Origin of the sequence: Amycolatopsis tolypomycina (genome assembly GCF_900105945.1) — a bacterium.
Classification (GTDB): domain Bacteria; phylum Actinomycetota; class Actinomycetes; order Mycobacteriales; family Pseudonocardiaceae; genus Amycolatopsis; species Amycolatopsis tolypomycina.
This window is the reverse complement of the sequence record NZ_FNSO01000003.1, coordinates 414,657-435,630: the sequence shown is the minus strand read 5'-3', so window position 1 is coordinate 435,630 and position 20,974 is coordinate 414,657. Positions and strand designations below refer to the sequence as shown.

Sequence of the window (20,974 nt, the reverse complement as noted above, 5' to 3'; positions counted from 1 at the left end):
GGAGCCGACCTTAGTGGGAAGCGGGCGCCTCGGCTGTGCGCAGCAGGTGGTCGTAGACCAGCTCGTTGACCAGGCGGGAGACCGGGTCCTCGGCCAGCACGACGCGCTCGGTGCGGCCCTCGAGGTCGAGGTCGACGACCGCGTTCGGGTCGGCGGTCACGACGGCGAGGCCGTACGCGCGGGCCCGCGGCAGGCAGTTGCCGACGTAGTCCTCGGTGAGGATCGCCGGCGACGGCAGCACCATCGCGGCCTCGCCGTAGCGGGCGAACGGAACCGCGGAGGCCATCGCGGTGCGCCAGTGGCGCGCGACGGCCAGGACGCCGACGATCTCGGCGGCCGGGGCGGGGGCGGTTCCGGCCAGCTCCGGCCAGGTCCAGGTGTCGACGGTGGCGCGGTCGGCCACCGGGCCGGCACCCATCGCGATGCGTTCGGCGTGCACGTCGGTGCGGAGCTTGGCGACCACGCAGACCTTGCGGCCGAGGATCGTGGTCTCGGGGAGGACGACGCCGTTCCAGCCCAGCTGGGCGGCGGCGGCGCGGGCGAGCTCGTCGACGCTCGCGGGGAGCTCGATCGGCGGCACCACGCGGCTCGGCATCGACCGGCTGCGCTTCGCGCCACCGGCGACCGTCGAGCGCTCGGTGTTCTGAGGTGTAGCCGCCACGAGTCCGCCTCCTTCAACCCTGCACCGCTTCGTGACCGGGGGAAACCGGCACCTCATCTGTCTAACAGCGCGGCGGCGCGGCGTCGCCGGGTAGTGCGAGTGGCTGCGATCGGCGGCGCCCAGCGGTCGATGACCGGTCGGTAGGCGGTCATCGGACTTCGGTCGAACGGTGCGGCCAACCGAGTGATCGCGGGGTGAGTGGCATTACGGACCGGCAACGGCCGGTTACCCGGGGCAGAACCGGCCAAACCCGCGGCGACTAGCCCGTTCGGCGCAACAGGGCCGAAATCCACAGTGGACGAGGGCCGCTGAGCTGCGAAGGTCCGCCGTCACCCACATGGCGGTGACTTGCGCCGCAGCGGTCACGCGCGTGCGGGACTAAAGTTACCGACCAGTCACTTAGCCGCCGCCGTGGAGGACCGATGCGCTCCCCGAAGGACTTCTTCGCCCCGCTCGCCCTGGGCGCGCCCGCCCCCGTGCGGGAGATCCCGGTGACGCCGTCCCGGATGATCCACTTCTTCGACCCCGGCAACGAGAAGATGGCGGCCAAGGTGCCGGACATCGCGAAGAAGGTCGACGTCCTGCTCGGGAACCTCGAGGACGCCGTCCGCGCCGACCGCAAGGAGGCCGCGCGGGCCGGGCTGGTCGCGATCGCCAAGGCGAACGACTTCGGGAAGACGCAGCTGTGGACGCGGGTCAACAGCCTGGACTCGCCGTGGGTGCTCGACGACCTCGTCACGCTGGTCACCGAGATCGGCGACAAGCTCGACGTGATCATGGTGCCGAAGGTCGAAGGCGCGCAGGACATCCACTACGTCGACCGGCTGCTGGCCCAGCTCGAGGCGCGCGCCGGGCTGACGAAGCCGCTGCTGGTGCACGCCATCCTCGAGACGGCGAGCGGCGTGGCCAATGTGGAGGAGATCGCCGGCGCCAGCCCGCGCATGCAGGGCATCTCGCTCGGCCCGGCCGACCTGGCCGCGAGCCGTCGCATGAAGACGACGCGCGTCGGCGGCGGGCACCCCGGCTACCTGGTGCGCACCGACCCGACCGGCGACGACCTGACCGCCGGCCGGACGACCTACCAGCAGGACCTCTGGCACTACACGGTGGCGAGGATGGTGGACGCGTGCGCGATGCACGGGATCCTGCCGTACTACGGGCCGTTCGGGGACATCCGCGACGTCGTCGCGTGCGAGGACCAGTTCCGCAACGCGTTCCTGCTCGGCTGCGTCGGCGCGTGGAGCCTGCACCCGGTGCAGATCGACATCGCGAAGAAGGTGTTCTCGCCGTCGCCGTCCGATGTGGCCTGGGCGCGCCGGGTGATCGCCGAGATGGGCGACGGCACGGGCGCGGTGATGATCGACGGGAAGATGCAGGACGACGCGTCGGTGAAGCAGTGCCGCGTGGTCGCCGAACTGGCCGACGCCCTCGCGGCGGACGACCCCGAACTCGCCGCGGCCTACGACGCGGCCACCAAGGAGGCCCTCGGATGACCACTCCCCGACGCTCGGTCCTCTACATGCCCGGCGCGAACGAGCGCGCGCTGGAGAAGGCCAAGACGATCCCGGCGGACGCGCTGATCCTCGACCTCGAGGACGCCGTCTCCCCCGACGCCAAGGAAGCCGCTCGCGAGCGCGTGTGCGCGGCGGTGGGTTCGTACGGTTCGCGCGAGGTGACGATCCGGGTCAACGGCCTGGACACCGAGTGGCACGACGCCGACCTGCGCGCGGCCGCGTCGGCCGGCCCGGCCGCGGTGGTCGTCCCGAAGGTGAACTCGGCGGCCGAAGTGCACAACATCGAGCGCGCGCTGGAACTCGGCGGGGCACCGGACCACACGAAGATCTGGGCGATGCTGGAGACACCGGTCGCGATGCTGCACGCCGAGGAGATCGCGGCGGCGTCCGAGCGGCTGACCGTGCTGGTGATGGGCACGAACGACCTGGCCAAGGAGCTGCACGCGGAGTTCGTCCCGGGCCGCGGCCCGCTGCTGGGCGGGCTCTCGCTGTGCCTGCTGGCGGCACGGGCGACCGGTCGCGTGATCCTGGACGGCGTCTACAACGACGTGAAGGACATTCCTGGTTTCGAGGCGGAGTGCGAGCAGGGCCGCCAGTACGGGTTCGACGGCAAGACGCTGATCCACCCGGCGCAGGTCGAGCCGTGCAACCGGATCTTCGCGCCGTCCGAAGCGGAGATCGACCGGTCGCGGCGGATCATCGAGGCGTTCGAGGCAGCGCAGAAGGACGGCCGCGGCGTGGTGACCGTGGACGGCCGGATGATCGAGAACCTGCACGTCGACAACGCGCGGCGGGTGCTGGCGCTGGCGGAGGCCGTCAAGGGCTGAGCCCCGGCGACGAAGGACCGGAACTCCTTCCCTACCCGATCGGCCAGGGCCGCTGCGGCGGGCGGAGCCGCTCGTACGCCGCCGCGACGCGGAGCACACCCAGGTCGTCGAAGCGGCGGCCGGCGAGCTGGAGGCCGATCGGGCGGCCGTCGTCGGTGTAGCCGCAGTTCAGCGACACCGCGGGCTGGCCGGACATGTTGTACGGCACGGTGAACGCGATGTGCTCGAACGGCCGGGCCGGGTCGTTCGTCGGGGACGCCCACTCCGCCGGCGGCGCCGCGACCGGGCAGGCCGGCGACAGGACGACGTCGAACGCCGAGGTCGCACGCAGGGCCGCCACGCTCATCACGTCGATCTGGGCGAAGCCGCGGTAGACGTCCACCCCGGACGCGTTCGCGCCGCCCGCTGCCCAGTCCGCGATGTAGGGCAGGACCTTCGCCCGGCGCTCCGGCGGCAGGGCCGCCATGTCCGACCAGGCCCGCGTGCGCCAGAAGACGTCGAGGCCTTCGAGCATGCCGCGGGTGAGGAACGGCTCGACCGGCTCGACGACCGCACCCGCCGCCTCGAACGCCCGGGCCGCCGTGGTGACGGCGTCGCGGATCGCCGGGTCCACCGGGAGGCCGACGCCGGCGTCGAGCTGCAGGCCGACGCGCAGCCCGGCGACCGGCAGATCCAGCGAGGCCCAGTCGAGGTCCGACGGCGGCAGGCACAGGTGGTCACGCGGGTCCGGGCGCGAGAGCACGCTCATCAGCAATGCCGTGTCCGCGACCGTGCGGGTCATCGGGCCGGCGACGCGGCCGAGGAACGGCGGGTCGACCGGCACCCGGCCGAAGCTCGGCTTCAGCCCGGTCAAGCCGCACCAGCCCGCGGGCAGCCGGATCGAGCCGCCGATGTCCGTGCCGACGTGCAGCGGGCCGTAGCCCGCGGCGGCCGCGGCGCCCGCGCCCGCGCTGGAGCCGCCGGGCGTGGCCGAAAGCAGCCACGGGTTGCGGGCCGTGGGGTGGAAGCTCGACAGCCCGGACGTCAGCATCCCGTAGTCCGGCATGGTCGTCTTGGCCAGCAGGACGGCGCCGGACTCGCGGACCCGCGCCGCCGCCGGGGCGTCCTCGGCGGCCGGGACCAGCGCGGTCGCCGCGGTGCCCAGCGGCACCGGCGTGCCGCGGGTCGCGATGTTCTCCTTCAGGGTGAGCGGGACGCCGTCGATCGGGCCCAGCGGTTCGCCGGCCGCCCAGCGCGCTTCGGACGCCTTCGCGTCGTCACGCGCACCCGAAGGGTCGTACGCGTACAACGCGTGCAGCTCCGGCTCTCGCGCTTCGATACGGGCGAGAACGGCTTCGGTCACCTCGACCGGCGAGAGCGTCTTCGCGCGGTACTGCGCGACGAGCTCGACGGCGGTCAGGTCAGGCAGCTCGGTCATGCGCGCTCCTCACGAGGCAGGCGGGTCGAAGCGGCCGTCGACGGCGGTCCAGCCACCGTCCACGGCCAGCACTGAGCCGGTTACGAACGACGAAGCGTCCGAAGCGAGGTACACGACCGCTCCGGCGAGTTCGTCGGGACGCGCCCAGCGACCCAACGCGCCCTTCGCCGCGTACGCGTCGTACCACTCGGGGTTCGCCTTGATCTGGGCGGTCAGCGGGGTCTCGACAACGCCGGGGGCGATCGCGTTGACCCGGACGCCGGCCGGTCCGAACTCCGCGGCGGCCGTCCGGAACAGCTGGACGAGACCCGCTTTCGTCGCCGCGTACGGGCCCTGGCCGGGCTCGACGGTCGTGCCGCGGATCGACGAGAAGCCGATGATGCTGCCCCGTCCGCGCGCGACCATGCCGGCGCCGAAGACCCGCACGACCTCGAACGTCACGCCGAGGTTCAGCGCGAGGACGCGGTCGAACTCCTCGCGCGTGTAGTCGAGCAGCCGTTTGCGGACGTTCGTCGCGGCGGTCAGCACGACGACGTCGAGCGGGCCGAGATCGCTCGCGGCCCGGTCGATCGCGCCCGGCGCGAGGAGGTCGAGTTCGTACGCCTCGCCGACGCCCGCCTCGCGCGCGGCTTCGAGATCGCGATCCGCGCACACCACGTCGGCGCCGTGCGCGGCCAGCGCCCGCGCGGCTTCGCGGCCGATGCCGCCCGCGCCGAGCACGACGGCCCGCCGTCCGTCGAGCCGGAACAGGTTTTCGTAGTTCACGGACGCAGCACCGCCATCCTCGTCACGGTCAGTTCCTCGACGGCGAACCGCGGCCCTTCGCGGCCGATGCCGGAGTCCTTCACGCCGCCGTAGGGCATGGTGTCCGAGCGGAAGCCGGGCACCTCGTTGACGACGACCCCGCCCACTTCGAGCTCGTCCAGCGCGCGGAACGCCGTGTTCAGGGACTTGCTGTAGACGCTCGCGTGGAGGCCGTACCGGGACGCGTTCACCGCGGCGAAGGCTTCGTCCACATCGGACACCGTGCGCACGCAGACCACCGGGCCGAAGATCTCCTCGTCCCAGGCTTCGACGCCGTCCGGGACGTCGAGGAGGACGGTCGGCCGCAGGATCGTGCCGTCGACACCGCCGCCGAACTGGCGGGCGCCGGACTTTTCGATCCACCCGGCCACGCGCTCGGTGGAAGCCGGGTCGATCAGCGCGGACACCCGCGTCTTCTCGTCCCGCGGATCGCCGACGACGACCTCGTCGAGCCGCGCCAGCAGCCGTTCGGTGAAGTCCGCGGCGACCGACGCGACGACCAGGACCCGCTGCACCGAGATGCACGCCTGGCCGGACGCGTAGAACCCGCCGCGCAGCACGGCGTCCACGGCGGCGTCGAGGTCGGCGTCTTCGGCCACCACGAGTGCCGCGTTCGAGCCCAGCTCCAGCAACGTCTTCGTCGGCGCCGCGTCGCGGGCGATGCGGTGGCCGACCGCGGCCGAGCCGGTGAACGAGACCGCGCCGATCCGGCGGTCGGTCGTCAACGCGGCACCCACCGCGGCGTCCCCGGTGATCAACTGAACCATCGCGGGCACGGGCGCGTGCGAGCGCACGAGGTGCACCAGCCACAGCGTGGCCAGCGGCGTCTGCGGCGCGGGCTTGACGATCACCGGGCACCCCGCGGCGATCGCGGGCGCGATCTTGTGCGACGCCAGCAGCAGCGGGTAGTTGAAGCCCGCGATGCCGACGACCACCCCGATCGGCTTGCGCTTCCAGAACCCGACCAGGCCGTCGCCGGACGGCAGCAGGTCGAGGGGCACGGTTTCGCCGTGCAGCCGCGACACCTCTTCGGCCGCGGCTTCCCAGGTGACGATCGTGCGCGCCACCTCGACGCGGCAATCGATCAGGGGCTTGCCGGTCTCCAGCACGAGCAGGTTCTCGAACTCCTCGCGGCGAGCGCGCACCGCGGCAGCGACGTCGTTGAGCAGCGAACGCCGAACCCGCGAAGGCAGCGAAGCCACTTCGCGGGCCACCGCGACAGCCTCGTCGACTGCGCGAGTAGCCAGCGCAGGCGTGCCGACGGGCGCGGTCCCGATGACGCTCCCGTCGTACGGGAAAACGATTTCTTCGGCATCCACAGTGGACACCCAGCCGGCGCCGACCGGCAGGCCCTCGGGGTAGTCAGGCATCGTCACCTCCGCGCAGCCGGGCCAGTTCCGCGCGCAGGTTCGGCGCGGCTTTCAGGAGTTCCCGCGTGTACTCGTGCTGCGGCGCGTCGTAGACCTGCGCCACGTCACCGAGTTCGACGAGCTCGCCGCGGCGCAGCACCGCGACCCGGTCGCAGAGGTGCCGGACGACGCCGAGGTCGTGCGACACGAAGACCAGCGTGAGCGCGAACTGGTCCACCAGCGAGCCGAGCAGGTCGAGGATCTGGCCGCGCACGGAGACGTCGAGGGCGCTGACCGGCTCGTCGGCGATCAGCACGCTCGGGTTCGGCGCCAGCGCGCGGGCGATCGAGATCCGCTGCCGCTGGCCGCCGGAGAACTGGTGCGGGTACCGCCCCGCGGCGTCCGCGGGCAGGCCGACGGCGGCGAGCAGCTCGGCGACGCGGTCGGGCTCCCGGCGGCCGATCGGCTCGGACACGATGTCGAGGACCCGCATCCGCGGGTCGAGCGAGCCCATCGGGTCCTGGAAGACGATCTGCAGTTCCGAGCGCAGGAAGCCGAGCCGGCGTTCCGGCAGGTTGTCGATCCGGCGACCCTGGAACGACACCGTGCCCGCGGTCGGCTTGTCGAGCGCGGCGAGCAGCCGGACCAGCGTGGACTTCCCGGAACCGGACTCGCCGACGATGCCGAACCGCTGCCCCGCCTCGACGTCGAAGCTGACCCCTCGCAACGCGTGGACGTCCCGGCGGGCGTACCGGCGTTCGAGGTCGCGGACTTCGATGATCGTCATCGCCGGGCCTCCAGGTCCGAGGCGGCCAGCAGCTTCCGCGTGTAGGCATGCGAAGGCTGCGTCAGCACTTCGCGTGTCGAGCCAGCTTCGACGATCTCGCCGTCCAGCATCACCAGCACGCGTTCACACACCGAAGCCACCACGGCGAGGTCGTGCGTGATGAAGAGGAGGGCACTTTCACGTGAAAGTGCCCTCTTGATGAGGGTGAGGATCTGGGCCTGCACGGTGACGTCGAGGGCGGTCGTCGGCTCGTCGCAGATCAGCAGCGACGGCTCGTTGGCCAGTGCCATCGCGAGCACCACCCGCTGCCGCTGGCCGCCGGAGAGCTGGTGCGGGTACGCGCGGGCGGTGCCCGGCAGGCCCACCGCGTCGAGGAGGTCTTCCGCGCGGTGGCGGCGGCCGTGGATGCGGCCGGGCTCGGTGACCTGGCGGCCGACGCGCATGGCCGGGTTCAACGCCGTCATCGGCTCCTGGAACACCATGGCCAGCTCGTCGCCGCGCAGCCGCGATAGGTCCTTTTCGGACATTCCGACTAGCTCGCGGCCGTGCAGCGTGATCGAGCCGGACGCGGGCAGGTCCTCGGGCAGCAGGCCCATGATCGACAAGGCCGTCAGCGACTTCCCGGACCCGGACTCGCCGATCAGGCCGACGCGCTCGCCCGCGCCGATCTCGAAGGACACGTCCCGAACGAGAGACGAAACGCTGAGGCCACGCACCGAAAGCGTCATACGCGCGCCGCCAATCGGGGGTCGAGGCGGTCGCGGAGGCCGTCGCCGAGGAGGTTGAAGCCGAGGACGGCGACGGCGATCGCGATGCCCGGGACCAGCGCCAGCCGCGGCTGTACGGTCAGGAGTTCCTGGGATTCCTGCAGCATCCGGCCCCACGACGGCGTCGGCGGCCGCGTGCCGAAGCCGAGGAACGACAGCGCCGCTTCGGCGAGCACGGCGATCGCGAACGACACCGAAGCCTGCACGATGAGCAGCCCGGAGATGTTCGGCAGCACGTGCCGCACGGCGATGTTCAGCCGCGACCGGCCGCCCGCGCGGGCCGCGAGCACGAACTCGGCGCTCATCACCTGCAACGTCCCGGACCGGGCGATCCGCGCGAACGACGGGATGGTGGCGATGCCGATCGCGACCATCGCGGTCAGCGTGTCCGCGCCGAACACCGCGCCGAACATGATGGCCAGCAGCAGCGCGGGGAACGCGAGCACGAGGTCGTTGACCCGCATGACGAATTCGCCCAGCCACCGCGGCGACATACCGGCGAGGATGCCCAGCGGCGTGCCGATCACCGCGGCGATGCCGACCGCGACGACCCCGACGTACAACGTCGTCCGGGCGCCGACCATGAGCTGGCTCAGCAGGTCGCGGCCGAACTTGTCGGTGCCGAACCAGTGGGAGCCGGAGAAGCCGAGCAGCCGGTGGGCCGCGTCGACCTTCACCGGGTCGAACGGCGTCCACGCGAACGACAGCAGCGCGGCCAGCACGACCAAGCCGACGAGCACTCCGCCGATGACGAGATTGCGCATCACGAACCCCGCAATCTCGGGTCGAGCACGGTGTAGAGGACGTCGACGACGAAGTTGACCAGCAGCACGCCGACCACCAGGACCAGGACGATCCCCTGCACGGTCAGCAGGTCACGCGCGGAGACGGCGTCCAGCAGCATCGAGCCGAGGCCCGGCAGCACGAAGACGCGCTCGACGACGACCGCGCCGATCAGCAGCGTGGCCAGCTGCAGGCCCAGCACGGTGACCACGGGCACCGACGCGTTGCGCAGGCCGTGCCGCACCAGCGCCTGCCCCGGCCGCAGGCCCTTCGACCGCGCGGTGCGCAGGTAGTCCTGGCCGAGCGTGTCGAGCACGGCGGACCGCACATAGCGCGTCAACACCGCGCCCTGCACCAGACCGAGCGACAAAGCTGGAAGTACGAGGCCCCGGAAGAACTCGCCGAAGTCCTGGTCCGGCGGTGTCCACCCGCCCGACGGCAGCCAGCGCAGCTGCACGGCGAAGATCTGCACGAGGATGATCCCGGCCAGGAACGCGGGGATCGCGACCCCGATCTGCGACAGGCCCGAGACGCCCGCGCCCGACGCCTTCCGGTGCTTGACCGCGGCGAACGTCCCGGCCGGCACGGCGATCACCAGCGCCACCAGCATGCCCGCGCCGACCAGCCACAGCGTCACCCCGAGGCGGTCGAGCAGCTGCGGGCCGATCGCGTCCCGCGTGACGTACGAACGGCCGAAGTCGCCGTGCAGCACGCCACCGATCCAGTCGAAGTACTGCGTGAGGAGCGGGCGGTCGATGCCGAACTCCGTGCGCGTCTTGGCCAGCAGCTCCGGCGTCGCGTTGACGCCGAGCGCGACCTGCGCCGGGTCGCCCGGCAGCACGGCCATGAACAGGAACACCACGATCGACGCGGCCAGCACGCTGACCACGAAGATCGCCACCCGGCGCAGCACCTTGGCCGTCATCGCGGCGCCAGCCCGGTGAGGTCGAACGACTCGCTGACCTGGTTCCCCGCGATGCCGCCGACCTTCGTCTTCGCGGCGATCACGTTGGGGAACAGGAAGAGCCAGTCCGCCACGGCGTCGGCGTTCAGCTGCCGCGCCACCTGCTTCATGTCCGCGACCTGCTGCTCCGGCGTCCCGCTGTCGGCCTCGGCGAGCAGCTGCTGGACGCGCTTGTTGTCGTACCCCCAGTAGTACTTGGGCTTCCCGAACGTCGTGATGTCGCGGGCTTCGACGTGCTGGATGATCGACAGGTCGTAGTCGTGGTCGGTGAACACCTGCTTCAGCCACACCGCCGGGAAGTCGAGCGGCTCGATCGTGGTCCGCACGCCGACGTCGGCGAGCTGCGACTGCACGACCTGCGCGGCCGACACCGCGTACGGCAGGTTCGGGATCCGCAGCCGCAGGTTCAGGTTCGTCACGCCGGCTTCGGACAGCAGCGCCTCGGCTCGCGCGGGATCGAACGGGTAGACCTTCGACAGGTCCTCGTACCAGGGGTCCGTCGGCGGGACCATGCTGCCGATCAGCGTGCCGCGGCCGGCCCACGCCGTATCCAGCAACGCCTTCCGGTCGATCGCGTAGGTCAGGGCCTGGCGCACGCGGACGTCGTTGAGCGGCGGCCGCGCGTTGTTCATGGCCAGCGTGACCTCGCTGTTCGTCGTGCCCTGGACGACCTGGAACCGGTCGTCGGCCTGGAACTGCGGGATCGAGTCGGGCGCGGTGATCGCGGCGATGACGTCGATGCCGTTGCTGAACAACGCGTTGTTCAGCGCGGTCGGGTCCTTGATGTACTTGAGGACCACCGTCGAGTACGCCGGCTTCCGGCCCCAGTACCCGGGATTCGCCTTGAGCACCACGGAGTCGCCGCGCTTGCGCGCCGAAACGACGTACGGCCCGGTGCCGACCGGCTTGTTCGCCAGATCGGCGACGCCGGTGGGGCTGAACATCGCGCCAAGCCTGCTGGTGAGGCTGAACAGCCAGCCGTTCGACGGCTTCGACAGCACCACCCGCGCGTGGTCCGGCGCCACGACGTCGACGTGGTCGACGACGTCCATCGTGGACTTGATCGAGATCGTCCAGTCCTTCTTGACGCGCAGGAGCGAGAACTTGACGTCCTCGGCGGTGAAGGGGGCGCCGTTGCTGAACTTGACGCCTTGCCGCAGCTGGAAGTCGTAGGTGCGACGGTCCGGGCTGATCGTCCACGACTGCGCGAGCAGCGGCACGATCCGGCCCTGCGCGTCGAGCTTCACCAGGCCTTCGTAGACGTTGTAGAGCAGCGCCTGCGGGATGGCGGCGCCGTCGGTGCGGGTGAAGTCGAAGTTCGCCGGCTCCGCCGTGAAGCCGACGGAAAGCGTGTCCGGACCTGCGGAAACACTGGCCGACGAGCCGGCCGAGCAGCCGGACACCACGAGCAGCAGCGCCGCTGCCACCAGGGGAATCCGGGCTTTCATTCGGCCTCCAGGTAAGTACACTGGTCTGACCAGTAGCCTGCACCGAGCGGACGACGAGGTCAAGGGATGCGGTTCGAACCGGTGGCTCCGGTCCGCGCGTACGAGCGGGTCGTCGAGCAGATCGAGCAGGCCGTGATCAGCGGCGAGCTCAAGCCGGGGGAACGCCTGCCCAGCGAGCGCGAGCTGATGACGCAGTTCGGCGTCGGCCGCTCGACGATCCGCGAAGCCCTGCGCGTGTTGCAGGCGGCCGAGATGATCCGGTCGCGGCCCGGCGACCCGCGCGGCCCGGAGGTCCTGGCCGCCTCGCCCGCCGCGCTGCACCGCTCGATGCACCGGCTCGCGCGCGCCGACCACGTCGGGCTCGCCGAGCTGCTGCAGTTCCGGATGATCCTCGACGGCTCGGCCCACCTGCTCGCCGCCGAGCTCCGCACCGAAGACGACCTCACCGGCCTCGACGCGGCCCTGGAGTCGATGCGCGAAGGCGTCTCCCGCGGGTATGCCGAGTTCAGCCGCGCCGACGTCGCCTTCCACGAGGTGATCGCGCGCATCTCCCGCAACCCGTTGCTGGTGGTCAGCGAAGAAGTCGTGCGCGGGGTCGTGCTCGAACTGATCGAGGACAAGCTGGAACACGCGAGCAACCGGACGTCGCTGATGCGCGCCTGGCTCGCCCACCACGCGGAGGTCCTGGACGCGATCCGCGCGGCCGACGGCACAGCCGCGGCACACCTGGCGAAGCAGGCGTTGTACGACAACTACGCCGAATACGTGCCGGCCGGGCAACGCCCGCTGCTCGCTCCGTTGCTGCGGCCCTAAACTCGGCGAGGTGGACGCGGCGAAACGGGACGGTGTCGGGCTCGCGCTTTCCGGCGGTGGCTACCGGGCGATGCTCTTCCACGCGGGGGCGCTCTGGCGGCTCAACGAACTCGGCTGGCTGCCGAAGCTGACCACGGTCTCCAGCGTCTCCGGCGGCTCGATCGCGGCGGGCGTGCTGGCACACGCGTGGAACAAGCTGTGGTTCGGCGAGGACGGCGTCGCGGAGAACTTCGGCAAGGAGGTCGTGCAGCCGATCCGGAAGCTGGCGCGCACCAACCTCGACATCCCGGTCACGCTGAAGGCGATGGTGATCCCGTGGCGCAGCGCGGGCGAGGAACTGGCCCTGCGCTACGCGAAGCACCTCTTCGGCGACTGCCGGCTCGCGGACCTCGACCCGGCGGGGCCGAACTTCGTGTTCACCGCGACCAGCCTGCAGGACGGCTCGCTGTGGTGGTTCTTCCGGCAGCCCGGCGCGCACGGGCAGATCCCGCTGGCCACTGCGGTCGCCGCGTCGTCGGCGTTCCCGCCGATGCTCTCGCCGGTCGTGATCCCGGATCCGCACGCGCCCGGCCGCAAGATCGTGCTCAGCGACGCGGGCGTCTACGACAACCTCGGCCTCGACCCGATCGAGAACCAGCGGGCGACGGTTCTGGTCAGCGACGCCGGCAAGAAGATGAAGCACGAGGCCAAGCCGCGGCACAACTGGCCGATGCAGCTGCTGCGCGTGCTGACCGTGATGGACAACCAGGTCCGCGAGCTGCGCACCGGCTCGCTGCTGAAGTCCTATGAGGACAAGACGTTCGCCGGGACGTACTGGGCGACCTACAGCGACATCGAAAACTTCGAACTGCCCGACGCCCTGCCGGCGCCGGTGGCGCGGACCAGGAAGCTCGCCGAGACGAAGACCCGGCTGACCAGGTTGCCCGAGAAGGTGCAGGACAACCTGATCAACTGGGGGTATGCCGTCTGCGACGCGGGTATGCGCCGCTGGGTGTGCCCGGGAACCGAGCTGAGCCCGCGGTTCCCGTATCCGGACTCAGGCGTCGGCTAGCTTCGCGTAGACGATGACGTTGTCCTTGTAGCTGTGCTCGGCGTGGTCGAACGCGCCACCGCAGGTGATCAGCCGCAGCTGCGGCTTGTCACTGTTGCCGTAGACGGCGTCCCGGGGGAACGTCTCCTTCGGGACCTGCTCCACGCGCTCGACGACGAACTTCAGCTTCTTGCCGTCGCTGCGGTCGACGTCCACCTCGTCACCCGGCACGAGCTCCTTCAGCTTGAAGAAGATGCCGGGTTTCTTGTCGCCGTCGACGTGGCCGAGCACGACCGCCGGGCCGGTCTCGCCGGGCACCGGCGACATCTTGTACCAGGCCGCCTGCATCGGCGTGTGCACCGACGGGACCGAGATCCCGCCGTCGGCCTTCGGCAGCACCGAGACCAGCGAGGACTGCGCGCCGATCTTCGGGATGTTCAGCTGCGTCGGGCGCAGGCCGGCGAACGGCTTGGTCACCGGCGGCGGGGCGGGCGCCGACGAGGACGGGCCCGGGGCCGCCTCCGGGCCGGAAGGCCCGCAGGCGGTCAGGGCGAAGGAGAGCGCCAGGACGGCCGCGAGAACGCGGCCGCCGCGGCGGAACTGCGTGGTCATGCGGTCAGGACCGGGCCGTCGCGCCGCCGCCGGTCTCGACACCGCCGGCCTTCGGGGTGACCTTGACCTGGCCGCCGGCCGTGGCCGAGCCGCCGCCGTGGCCGACCGGGCGGGTGACCGGCTTGCCCTCGCAGGTCCACGAGACCTTCGTGTCGTCGGTCAGGTGCTTGCCCTCGTTGAGCTGGATGTCGAAGCCCCAGTAGCGGCCGTCCGCGCCGTCCTGGAACGGGCCGCCGGCCACGGTGAAGTCGTTGGCGACGATGTTCGTCGGCTCGCCCGCCGCGCAGGCGATGACGAGGATGCCGGTGCCGTCGTCGAACTCCCACGCGTACGCGTAGTCGTCGATGTAGTCGTCGCCGTGCGGGAACGGGTCCGTCGGCTCGGTGGTCGGCGTGCTGCTGGTGTGGGTCGGCTTGCCCGAGGTGGGCGTGCCGGTGCCGGTCGGCTGCGTCGTCGGCTGCGTCGAGGTCGGCTGCTGCGACGTGGGCTGCTGCGACGTGCTCGTGGCCGGGGTGGTCGTGGGCAGGTTCGTCGTCGGCGGCGCCTCGGAGGTCGGCGCGGCCTCGGTCGAGGTGGCCGGAGCCTCCTGCGCGAGCGCGGCCGGGGCGACGGTGAGCGTGAGCAGGGCCCCCGCGAGCACAGCGCCCGCGAGACGGCCCAGGGTGATCTTCAAGGTGACTCCCAGGGAAGGAAACGCGCAATGACCCCCACTACGCGAGCCGCCCGGTGCGAGAAGCACAAGATCGGGCGACTCCGACATCCTGCCCTAGAACTGGTATATACCGGAAACGAATTCGACGTGAAGAAAACCACTGCGGAAACCGGTAACGTTCGGGGCCCGCGAAATCCACATCGGACAGTGTCGAACGCGACGGTTTCGGTGTGGCTCACCCGGCCAGGTTCGCGTAAACGATGATGTTGTCCCGGTAGCTGTGCTCTGCGTGGTCGAACGCTCCACCGCACGTGATCAGCCGCAGTTCCGGCTTTGCGCTGTTCCCGTACACGGCGTCCCGCGGGAACGTGTCCTTCGGGACCTGGGTGACGCGGTCGACGACGAACTTCAGCTTCTTGCCGTCACTGCGGTCGATGTCGACTTCGTCGCCAGGCACGAGGTCCTTCAGCTTGAAGAAGATACCCGGTTTTTTGTCGCCGTCCACGTGCCCGAGCACGATCGCCGGGCCGATGTCGCCGGGCACGGGCGAGAGTTTGTACCAGGCCGCCTGCATCGGCGTGTGCACCGACGGGACGGAGATCGAGCCGTCGGGTTTCACGGCGACCGCGAGCAGGCTCGATTCCGCGCCGATCTTCGGGATCTTCACCGAGGTGGGGCGCAGGCCCTTGAACGGCACGGTCACCGGCACCGAGGACGGCACCGGAGCGGGCGCCGCGGCCGGGGGCGGCGGCTCGGCGGTACCGCACCCGGCGAGGGCCAGCACCAGGGCGAGCGCCGCGCCCGCCCGGCGGAGCGTCACCGGGCCGTGCCGCCGAAGCCGGTCTCGACCCCACCCTTGGGCGCGACCTTGACCTGGGCCTTCGGCGCGGCGTTGCCGGCGGGCGCGGAGCTGGTCGCCGTGGTGACCGGCGCGGTGGTGACCGGCGCGGTGCTCGATGGCGAGGCGCTGCTCGTGGTCGTGCTCGTCGGCGGCTCGTCCTGCTCGAACTCGACGATCCCGTTGCCTTCGACGCCGGCGCAGGTCCAGCTGAACTTGGCGGTGGTGGTGCCGGCCGGGGCGTCGACCACGCGCACCGAGTAGTTCCAGTAGCGGCCGTCGGACTCGTCCTGATCCGGGCCACCGGTCACACTCAGGTACTGGGTCGCCACGTTCCCGGGTGCTCCGGCCGCGCAGGCGATGACGAGGACACCCTCGCCGCCGAGGCCGACGAAGCCGTGGCCGACGTTGTCCTGGTAGTCGTCCTTGGGTGGCTCGGCCGCTTCCGGCGCCGAGGAGGTGGTCTTCGGGCTCGTGGTGGAGGTGGTCCCGGTCTTCGCGGCGGCCGAAGTGGTCTTCGGGCTCGTGGTGGTCGTGGCCGGCGTGGTGGTCTCCGGCGTGGTCGGCACCGTGGTGGTCGTCGGGGTCTCCGAAGTGGACATCGGGGACGTCGAGGTTTCCGTGGGTGACGTGCTGGTTTCGCTCTGTGCCAGCGCGGCGGGCGCGGCGGCGAAGGTGGCGAGCGCACCCGCGAAAACGACCCCGGCGACCCGGCTCAGCGTTCTGCCCACGATGCACTCCCAACGCGTTGACCTGCGATGTCGCGACTATCGACGATTCGGCGGCCCGCGTTACTCCGTGAGGGCGAACTTCAGGTCCGCCCACAGGTCGTCCGGATCTTCGAGGCCGACGCTGAACCGGATCAGCCCGGGCGGGACGCGCTCTTCGCCCGCCAGCCACGCCCGCCGCTCGACCAGGCTCTCGACGCCGCCGAGGCTGGTCGCCGACCGGATCAGCCGGACCGACGCGCAGAAGCGGTCCGCCGTTCCGGCGTCGGCGAGGTCGAAGGCGACCATCATCCCGAAGCCCGGGTAGCGCACGCGCCGCACGGCGGGGTGCCCGGCGAGCCGCTCCGCCAGCAGCGCCGCCGTGCGGGACTGCTCGGCGAGCCGGACGGGCATGGTCCGCAGCCCCCGGAGGGCGAGCCAGGCTTCGAGGGCGCCCGGTGTCGACCCGACCCGCGTCCGCGCGCCCCGCAGCTCCTCGGCGACGGCCGGGTCCTTGGCCACGGTGATGCCCAGCAGCAGGTCGCTGTGGCCGCCGATGAGCTTGGTCGCGCTGTGCACGACGACGTCCGCGCCCAGCTCCAGCGGCCGCTGCTGCAGCGGCGTCGCGAAGGTGTTGTCGACGACGACCCGGCCGCGCGCGGCGGCGGCGATCGGCTCGATGGCCATCACGTCGAGGGTCGGGTTGGTCGGCGACTCCAGCCAGACCAGGTCGGCCGTCGCCGCCTCGGCGACCCAGGCGTCGGTGTCCGTCGGCGCCAGCTCGGTGACGGCGAGCTTGCCGAGCTTCTGCGCGTGGGCCAGCACCCCGCGCGTCACGGCGTAGCTGAACGTCGGGACGGCGACCCGCGAGCCGACCGGCAGCAGGTCCAGCACGGCGGAGAGGGTGGCGACGCCGGAGGCGAACGCCGTCGCGTGCCCGCCTTCGAGCGCCCCGACGGCTTCTTCGAGCGCGTGCCAGGTCGGCGTCCCGTCACCGCGGGCGTACACGAAGTCGCCACCGGCCTGGTACGTGCTGGTGGCGACGAGCGGGGTGTTCAACGGCTCGCCGGGACCGTGCGGCCGGCCGGCGGCGATGGCCTTGGTGCGGGGCGTCCAGTGATCCATCCGCCCACGGTAACCCCGGTGCCGGGGCACCCACGCGTCCGCGGGTGCCCCGGCCCGGGCTCAGTGCGCGTACACCTCGAACTCGTACAGCGAGTAGCCGTACCTGGTGCCGCGCTGGACGCCCTGCATCTTCACGAACCGGGCCTGGGTCGCGGCGAACGAGACGTTGTCCTGCCCGCCGTCGCCGTCGGTCACCACGGCCGCGTCCGTCCAGTGGACCGCGTCCGGCGAGAGCTGGATCTTGTAGCTCTTGCCGTAGGCGGCTTCCCAGTTGAGCAGCACCCGCGAGACCTGCTGGACCGAACCGAGGTCGACGGTGATCGCCTGGTTGTCGCTCCAGTCGCTGGCCCAGCGGGTCGAGGCGTTGCCGTCGATCGCGTTCGACGCCGGCGAGTTGTACGCCCCGGTCTCGGCGCTGGTGGCGCTGACCGTCTTCGTCGCCGCCAGGTTCGCGATGTTGTCCCCGCGGTGCGCGGCGTACTCGACGACCTGCTGGAACGTCGGGCGGTTCTGCCAGCTGATCTTGTCCTGCGTGATGCCGCCGAGCGGGGTGTGGACGATCGAGTCGGCGCACCACTGGTCACCGGCCGAGCAGTTCGCGTCACCGGGGTAGACGGTGTTCGCGGCCTGGCCGGCGGCTGTGGTCAGCGAGTCGACGAGCGCCTGGCGGCACGCGGTGACGTTGCCGCCGCCGCAGAACGTCTGCGCGAGCGGGCCGGCCACCGGCTGGCCGAGCACCTGCCGGATGTCCTTGCTGACGTAACCCCACCAGCCGTACTGGAACGAGGAGCCCTTGTGCGGCTGGCCGGCGTGCTGCCCGTTGCCGTTCTGCCAGCCCGACGGGCTCTCGTTGATGCCCAGCACCGACGTCATGGCGTTGTACGCGGCGTCGCCCATGCCCGGCTTGAACTCGGCCTGGACCAGCAGCGGCCACCAGGCGTCGAAGATGCGGATCGCGTCGGCGTCCGCGTACACCTTGCTGCCGGGCGAGGTCTCCGTGCGCAGCTGGCCGTGGGAGAGCCACGTCTTGAACTTCGCCACGGCGTCACCCGCCGCACCGGTGGTCGGCGCCTTGTCGAGCACCTGCAGCAGCAGCGGCAGCACGCGTTCCGCGCGGAGATCCGCCAGCGCGGCCTCCGACATGGCCTGGGTCAGGTTGACCCGGGTGACCTTGGTGCCGCTGGTGATCAGCTTCTTCACCCGCGAGTCGAGCAGATCGACGCGGTGCACGGCGGACTTGTCCGCGCCGGCCGCGGCGTACCCGTTCGCCTGCGCGTTGTTCCAGCTGACGTAGTAGTCCTGGTTGATCGACTGCGGGTGCTGCGACGCCGGCGTGTAGTTCGCCAGGTTGCCGGCCGGGTTCCAGCCTGCCCAGTCGTGGCCCTGGTCGCCCCACACCGGCATGTTCGGGTCCACATCGGACTGCCGGACCGGGTTGGCACCCGAGTTGAAGTAGGCGATGTCCTTGGAGTCGGCGTAGAACCAGTTGAACGTGTAGTTGATGTCGGCCGCGGCCTTCTGGAAGTCGGCCGCGGACTTGATGAAGCCCGGGTCGTTCAGCTCCTGGAAGCCGATGAGCGAATCGACCTCGTGGAAGTAGGACGACCGCAAGGCCGCGTACGCCACCGGCTTGCCGCCCACGGTCGCCCGGCTCTGCACCGGCCCGTACTTGGTCCGGTAGCTGCGCAGTGTGTAGGAGCCGGCCGCGGTGCCGTCGGCCACCGTCGGCTTCCAGGCGTTCTTGACCTCCACGGTCTCCATCGGGACGCACTTGCCCTGGTAGGTGTAGTAGTTCGAGTCCTTCGTCGGCGCCGCGCCACTCGGCTCGCACAGCTGCAGCGCGTAGGTGTCGATGATGTCCTGCGCCGACGTCGTCGCGCTCCACGAGTAGTCCTGGCCGCGGCCGAGGAGCGTGTACATGCTCAGCCCGGCGAAGGCCGCGCCGCGCGAGCTGATGCCCGGGCCCTGCAGTTCCTGCAGGAGCAGCAGCTGCGGCGCGAAGTAGCCGGTCTGCGGGCCGAACACCGCGACCGGGTGGCCGCTGGCGGTCTTCGCGCCGGAGACGAGCAGCGCGTTGGACATGCCGTGCTTCTCGCTCACCAGGTTCCCCGGCAGCACACCGTTCTCGAACATCCCGCGGGCCGGTTCCAGCTCGGCGGGCGCGGCGACGTCCACAGTGGACGGCGTGGCGGCGGCGGCCGAGCCGGTCTTGTCGAACACCAGTTGCTGCGGGGTCACCGAGCCCTTGTCCGGCATCGCCCGCCCGGCCGCGTTGGCCGGCGTCTTGCCGTACGGGAAGGTCTGGCCGTCGTGCAGCGTCTTGACCGCTTCGGGGTCGTCCTCCGAGCGCAGGCTCTGCCACACCTTTTCGCCCTGCACGACGCCGTACTTCTCCTGCAGCGCGAGCTTCGCGATGGCGTTCTGCACCTCGCCGCCGCCGCCCGCGCCGAACTGGGCGCCGACCAGCGCGGCGAGCGCCACCAGGTCGGTCAGCTTGAACGGCTCGATGGTGCCCGCGTTGGTGATCGAGTCGACGTGCCCGGTGAGCACGTACTCGCCGGGGAAGTACCGGCCGTTGTAGGCGTCGCTGATGTACTTGTTGATGCCTTCGATGTAGGCCTGCGCGTCGGCGAGGCCCTGCGCGCCGCGCGGGCCGCTGGCGGCCGTGCGGTCGATCTGCTGCTGCAGCTCGGCTTCCGTGTACGGCGCGTTCGCGAAGAACGTCTGCTCGAGCTCGCGGTTGGCTTCCGCGCCACCGGCGAACGAGCTGACCTGGCCGCGGGCGGCGTGGCGCAGCACGTCCATCAGCCACAGCCGGTCCTGCGCGGCCGCGTACCCGGCGCCGAACTCGGTGCCGGCGCGGGTGGTCCCGGTGATGTGCGGGACGCCGAGGGCCTTGTCCCGCACGATCGTGACGTCGGCGCGCGGCTTGATCGTGCTCGCCACCTGGTCGGCCGGGACGCCGAAGGAGGCGTCGTTGAAGTACTGGTTGATCGCGCTGGTGGTCAGCGTCTTGTAGCCGCCGGCCAGCGAGGCGTACTTCCCGAGCTGGTCCGCGGAGTGCGCCGGCCGGGTGCCGAGCAGCTTGTGTGCCAGGATTTCCGCGAGGGTGGCACTGCCCTGCTCACCGGGCGGGAGGATGTCGCTGCACTGCCCGCCGCAGTAGTCGTCGGGAGACAGGGCCGCGTGCGCGGCCGGTGCGGTGACGGCGACCTGGGTGAGACCGGCCACGAGGGCCCCCACAGCCGTTACGGTCAGGGCGCGGATGCGACGTCGCATGCCGGGCTCCCCTCAGTCCAGAAAAGTGACGAAGCGCACGCTACCGAGCAGTAGGCTAAGTGTGAAGAGTTTTCGCGTTTTTCCCCTCCTTGGGCGTAGTCCGTTCGGCGCAGCCGGAACGGCGTCGGTACGGTGAGGCCCATGACCTTGGAAAAGCCCCTCATCGACCCCCCGGACGGACCTGCCCCGGCCGACCTCGAGATCACCGACATCACGGTCGGTGACGGCGCGGAGGCCACGAACGGCAAGACCGTCACCGTGCACTACGTCGGCGTCTCGCATTCGACGGGCGAGCAGTTCGACGCGTCCTGGGACCGCGGCGAGCCGCTGCGCTTCGGCCTCGGCGCCGGCCAGGTCATCTCCGGCTGGGACCGGGGTGTCGCGGGCATGAAGATCGGCGGCCGCCGCAAGCTGGTGATCCCGCCCCACCTGGCCTACGGCGACCGCGGCGCGGGCGGCGTGATCAAGCCGGGCGAGACCCTCGTCTTCGTCGTCGACCTGGTCGGCGTGAACTGACTTCGCGGGCCGGGCGTCACCCGATGGACCACCGGGTGACGCCCGGCCAGGGAATTCCCCGCCCGCGGCGGCGGCCCTAAC

General features: G+C 71.2%; 20 protein-coding genes. 5 read left to right on the top strand and 15 right to left on the bottom strand.

Features of this window, described 5'->3' with window-relative positions; translation table 11 throughout:
• Positions 1-10 precede the first annotated feature (10 nt).
• Positions 11-661, bottom strand: coding sequence for a hypothetical protein (locus tag BLW76_RS07615; protein WP_091305124.1), 651 nt, complete (start codon positions 659-661; stop codon positions 11-13).
• Between the two features lie 422 nt (positions 662-1,083).
• Here BLW76_RS07615 and BLW76_RS07610 point away from each other — a divergent pair, with 422 nt between their 5' ends.
• Complete coding sequence (locus tag BLW76_RS07610) at positions 1,084-2,154, top strand: HpcH/HpaI aldolase/citrate lyase family protein (RefSeq protein WP_091305123.1); 1,071 nt, start codon at positions 1,084-1,086, stop codon at positions 2,152-2,154.
• Positions 2,151-3,002, top strand: a complete 852-nt coding sequence (locus BLW76_RS07605) for an HpcH/HpaI aldolase/citrate lyase family protein (RefSeq protein ID WP_091305122.1) — start codon at positions 2,151-2,153, stop codon at positions 3,000-3,002. Before BLW76_RS07610 ends, BLW76_RS07605 begins: the two co-directional genes overlap by 4 nt.
• Before the next feature lie 31 nt (positions 3,003-3,033).
• On the opposite strand, the gene BLW76_RS07600 is transcribed toward BLW76_RS07605, so the two are convergent.
• The 8 genes from BLW76_RS07600 to BLW76_RS07565 are packed head-to-tail and all read right to left on the bottom strand — an operon-like array spanning position 3,034 to position 11,321.
• Positions 3,034-4,419: an amidase gene (locus BLW76_RS07600; RefSeq protein WP_091305121.1), complete on the bottom strand. Its 1,386-nt coding sequence runs from the start codon at positions 4,417-4,419 to the stop codon at positions 3,034-3,036.
• Positions 4,420-4,428: 9 nt separating this feature from the next.
• Positions 4,429-5,184, bottom strand: a complete 756-nt coding sequence (locus tag BLW76_RS07595; protein WP_091305120.1) for an SDR family NAD(P)-dependent oxidoreductase — start codon at positions 5,182-5,184, stop codon at positions 4,429-4,431.
• Entirely contained in the window at positions 5,181-6,593 is a 1,413-nt protein-coding gene (locus BLW76_RS07590; RefSeq protein WP_091305119.1) for an aldehyde dehydrogenase family protein, read from the bottom strand. The genes BLW76_RS07595 and BLW76_RS07590 overlap by 4 nt, the downstream gene beginning before the upstream one ends.
• A complete protein-coding gene (locus BLW76_RS07585) occupies positions 6,586-7,359 on the bottom strand; it encodes an ABC transporter ATP-binding protein (RefSeq protein ID WP_091305118.1) in 774 nt (257 codons plus the stop codon). The genes BLW76_RS07590 and BLW76_RS07585 overlap by 8 nt, the downstream gene beginning before the upstream one ends.
• Positions 7,356-8,087 (bottom strand): ABC transporter ATP-binding protein, encoded by a 732-nt coding sequence (locus BLW76_RS07580; protein ID WP_091305117.1) that lies wholly within the window; start codon positions 8,085-8,087, stop codon positions 7,356-7,358. Before BLW76_RS07580 ends, BLW76_RS07585 begins: the two co-directional genes overlap by 4 nt.
• The gene (locus BLW76_RS07575; RefSeq protein WP_167384501.1) at positions 8,084-8,890 is read right to left on the bottom strand and encodes an ABC transporter permease; all 807 of its coding nucleotides are present in this window, start codon (positions 8,888-8,890) and stop codon (positions 8,084-8,086) included. The genes BLW76_RS07580 and BLW76_RS07575 overlap by 4 nt, the downstream gene beginning before the upstream one ends.
• On the bottom strand, positions 8,890-9,834 hold the full coding sequence (locus BLW76_RS07570; protein WP_091305115.1) for an ABC transporter permease: 945 nt from the start codon (positions 9,832-9,834) through the stop codon (positions 8,890-8,892). The genes BLW76_RS07575 and BLW76_RS07570 overlap by 1 nt, the downstream gene beginning before the upstream one ends.
• The gene (locus BLW76_RS07565) at positions 9,831-11,321 is read right to left on the bottom strand and encodes an ABC transporter substrate-binding protein (RefSeq protein ID WP_208613236.1); all 1,491 of its coding nucleotides are present in this window, start codon (positions 11,319-11,321) and stop codon (positions 9,831-9,833) included. The genes BLW76_RS07570 and BLW76_RS07565 overlap by 4 nt, the downstream gene beginning before the upstream one ends.
• Positions 11,322-11,387: 66 nt before the next feature.
• Here BLW76_RS07565 and BLW76_RS07560 point away from each other — a divergent pair, with 66 nt between their 5' ends.
• Positions 11,388-12,134 carry a FadR/GntR family transcriptional regulator gene (locus BLW76_RS07560; RefSeq protein ID WP_091305114.1) on the top strand — a complete coding sequence of 249 codons (747 nt, stop codon included), beginning with the start codon at positions 11,388-11,390 and terminating at the stop codon, positions 12,132-12,134.
• Positions 12,135-12,144: 10 nt separating this feature from the next.
• On the top strand, positions 12,145-13,185 hold the full coding sequence (locus BLW76_RS07555; protein WP_091305113.1) for a patatin-like phospholipase family protein: 1,041 nt from the start codon (positions 12,145-12,147) through the stop codon (positions 13,183-13,185).
• Here BLW76_RS07555 and BLW76_RS07550 read toward each other — a convergent pair.
• From BLW76_RS07550 to BLW76_RS07525, 6 genes are all read right to left on the bottom strand, one after another.
• A complete protein-coding gene (locus BLW76_RS07550) occupies positions 13,171-13,776 on the bottom strand; it encodes a class F sortase (RefSeq protein WP_091305112.1) in 606 nt (201 codons plus the stop codon). The genes BLW76_RS07555 and BLW76_RS07550 overlap by 15 nt on opposite strands.
• 4 nt (positions 13,777-13,780) lie before the next feature.
• Positions 13,781-14,449, bottom strand: a complete 669-nt coding sequence (locus BLW76_RS07545; protein WP_091305111.1) for a hypothetical protein — start codon at positions 14,447-14,449, stop codon at positions 13,781-13,783.
• Positions 14,450-14,663: 214 nt separating this feature from the next.
• Positions 14,664-15,248, bottom strand: a complete 585-nt coding sequence (locus BLW76_RS07540) for a class F sortase (protein ID WP_091305110.1) — start codon at positions 15,246-15,248, stop codon at positions 14,664-14,666.
• Positions 15,245-15,997 (bottom strand): hypothetical protein, encoded by a 753-nt coding sequence (locus tag BLW76_RS07535; RefSeq protein ID WP_244170080.1) that lies wholly within the window; start codon positions 15,995-15,997, stop codon positions 15,245-15,247. The genes BLW76_RS07540 and BLW76_RS07535 overlap by 4 nt, the downstream gene beginning before the upstream one ends.
• A gap of 60 nt (positions 15,998-16,057) precedes the next feature.
• Entirely contained in the window at positions 16,058-17,098 is a 1,041-nt protein-coding gene (locus BLW76_RS07530) for a trans-sulfuration enzyme family protein (protein ID WP_091305109.1), read from the bottom strand.
• Between the two features lie 60 nt (positions 17,099-17,158).
• Positions 17,159-20,377: a penicillin acylase family protein gene (locus BLW76_RS07525; RefSeq protein WP_208613235.1), complete on the bottom strand. Its 3,219-nt coding sequence runs from the start codon at positions 20,375-20,377 to the stop codon at positions 17,159-17,161.
• A 141-nt stretch (positions 20,378-20,518) separates the two neighbouring features.
• Between BLW76_RS07525 and BLW76_RS07520 the strand changes: the two genes are divergently transcribed.
• Positions 20,519-20,893, top strand: coding sequence for an FKBP-type peptidyl-prolyl cis-trans isomerase (locus BLW76_RS07520; RefSeq protein WP_091305108.1), 375 nt, complete (start codon positions 20,519-20,521; stop codon positions 20,891-20,893).
• Positions 20,894-20,974 lie beyond the last annotated feature (81 nt).

Coding starts and splice junctions, on each gene's coding strand:
- BLW76_RS07565 (WP_208613236.1), bottom strand. CDS start 11,321: ATGAAAGCCCGGATTCCCCTGGTGGCAGCGGCGCTGCTGCTCGTGGTG.
- BLW76_RS07605 (WP_091305122.1), top strand. CDS start 2,151: ATGACCACTCCCCGACGCTCGGTCCTCTACATGCCCGGCGCGAACGAG.
- BLW76_RS07550 (WP_091305112.1), bottom strand. CDS start 13,776: ATGACCACGCAGTTCCGCCGCGGCGGCCGCGTTCTCGCGGCCGTCCTG.
- BLW76_RS07600 (WP_091305121.1), bottom strand. CDS start 4,419: ATGACCGAGCTGCCTGACCTGACCGCCGTCGAGCTCGTCGCGCAGTAC.
- BLW76_RS07610 (WP_091305123.1), top strand. CDS start 1,084: ATGCGCTCCCCGAAGGACTTCTTCGCCCCGCTCGCCCTGGGCGCGCCC.
- BLW76_RS07525 (WP_208613235.1), bottom strand. CDS start 20,377: ATGCGACGTCGCATCCGCGCCCTGACCGTAACGGCTGTGGGGGCCCTC.
- BLW76_RS07560 (WP_091305114.1), top strand. CDS start 11,388: ATGCGGTTCGAACCGGTGGCTCCGGTCCGCGCGTACGAGCGGGTCGTC.
- BLW76_RS07580 (WP_091305117.1), bottom strand. CDS start 8,087: ATGACGCTTTCGGTGCGTGGCCTCAGCGTTTCGTCTCTCGTTCGGGAC.
- BLW76_RS07530 (WP_091305109.1), bottom strand. CDS start 17,098: ATGGATCACTGGACGCCCCGCACCAAGGCCATCGCCGCCGGCCGGCCG.
- BLW76_RS07585 (WP_091305118.1), bottom strand. CDS start 7,359: ATGACGATCATCGAAGTCCGCGACCTCGAACGCCGGTACGCCCGCCGG.
- BLW76_RS07575 (WP_167384501.1), bottom strand. CDS start 8,890: ATGCGCAATCTCGTCATCGGCGGAGTGCTCGTCGGCTTGGTCGTGCTG.
- BLW76_RS07570 (WP_091305115.1), bottom strand. CDS start 9,834: ATGACGGCCAAGGTGCTGCGCCGGGTGGCGATCTTCGTGGTCAGCGTG.
- BLW76_RS07590 (WP_091305119.1), bottom strand. CDS start 6,593: ATGCCTGACTACCCCGAGGGCCTGCCGGTCGGCGCCGGCTGGGTGTCC.
- BLW76_RS07520 (WP_091305108.1), top strand. CDS start 20,519: ATGACCTTGGAAAAGCCCCTCATCGACCCCCCGGACGGACCTGCCCCG.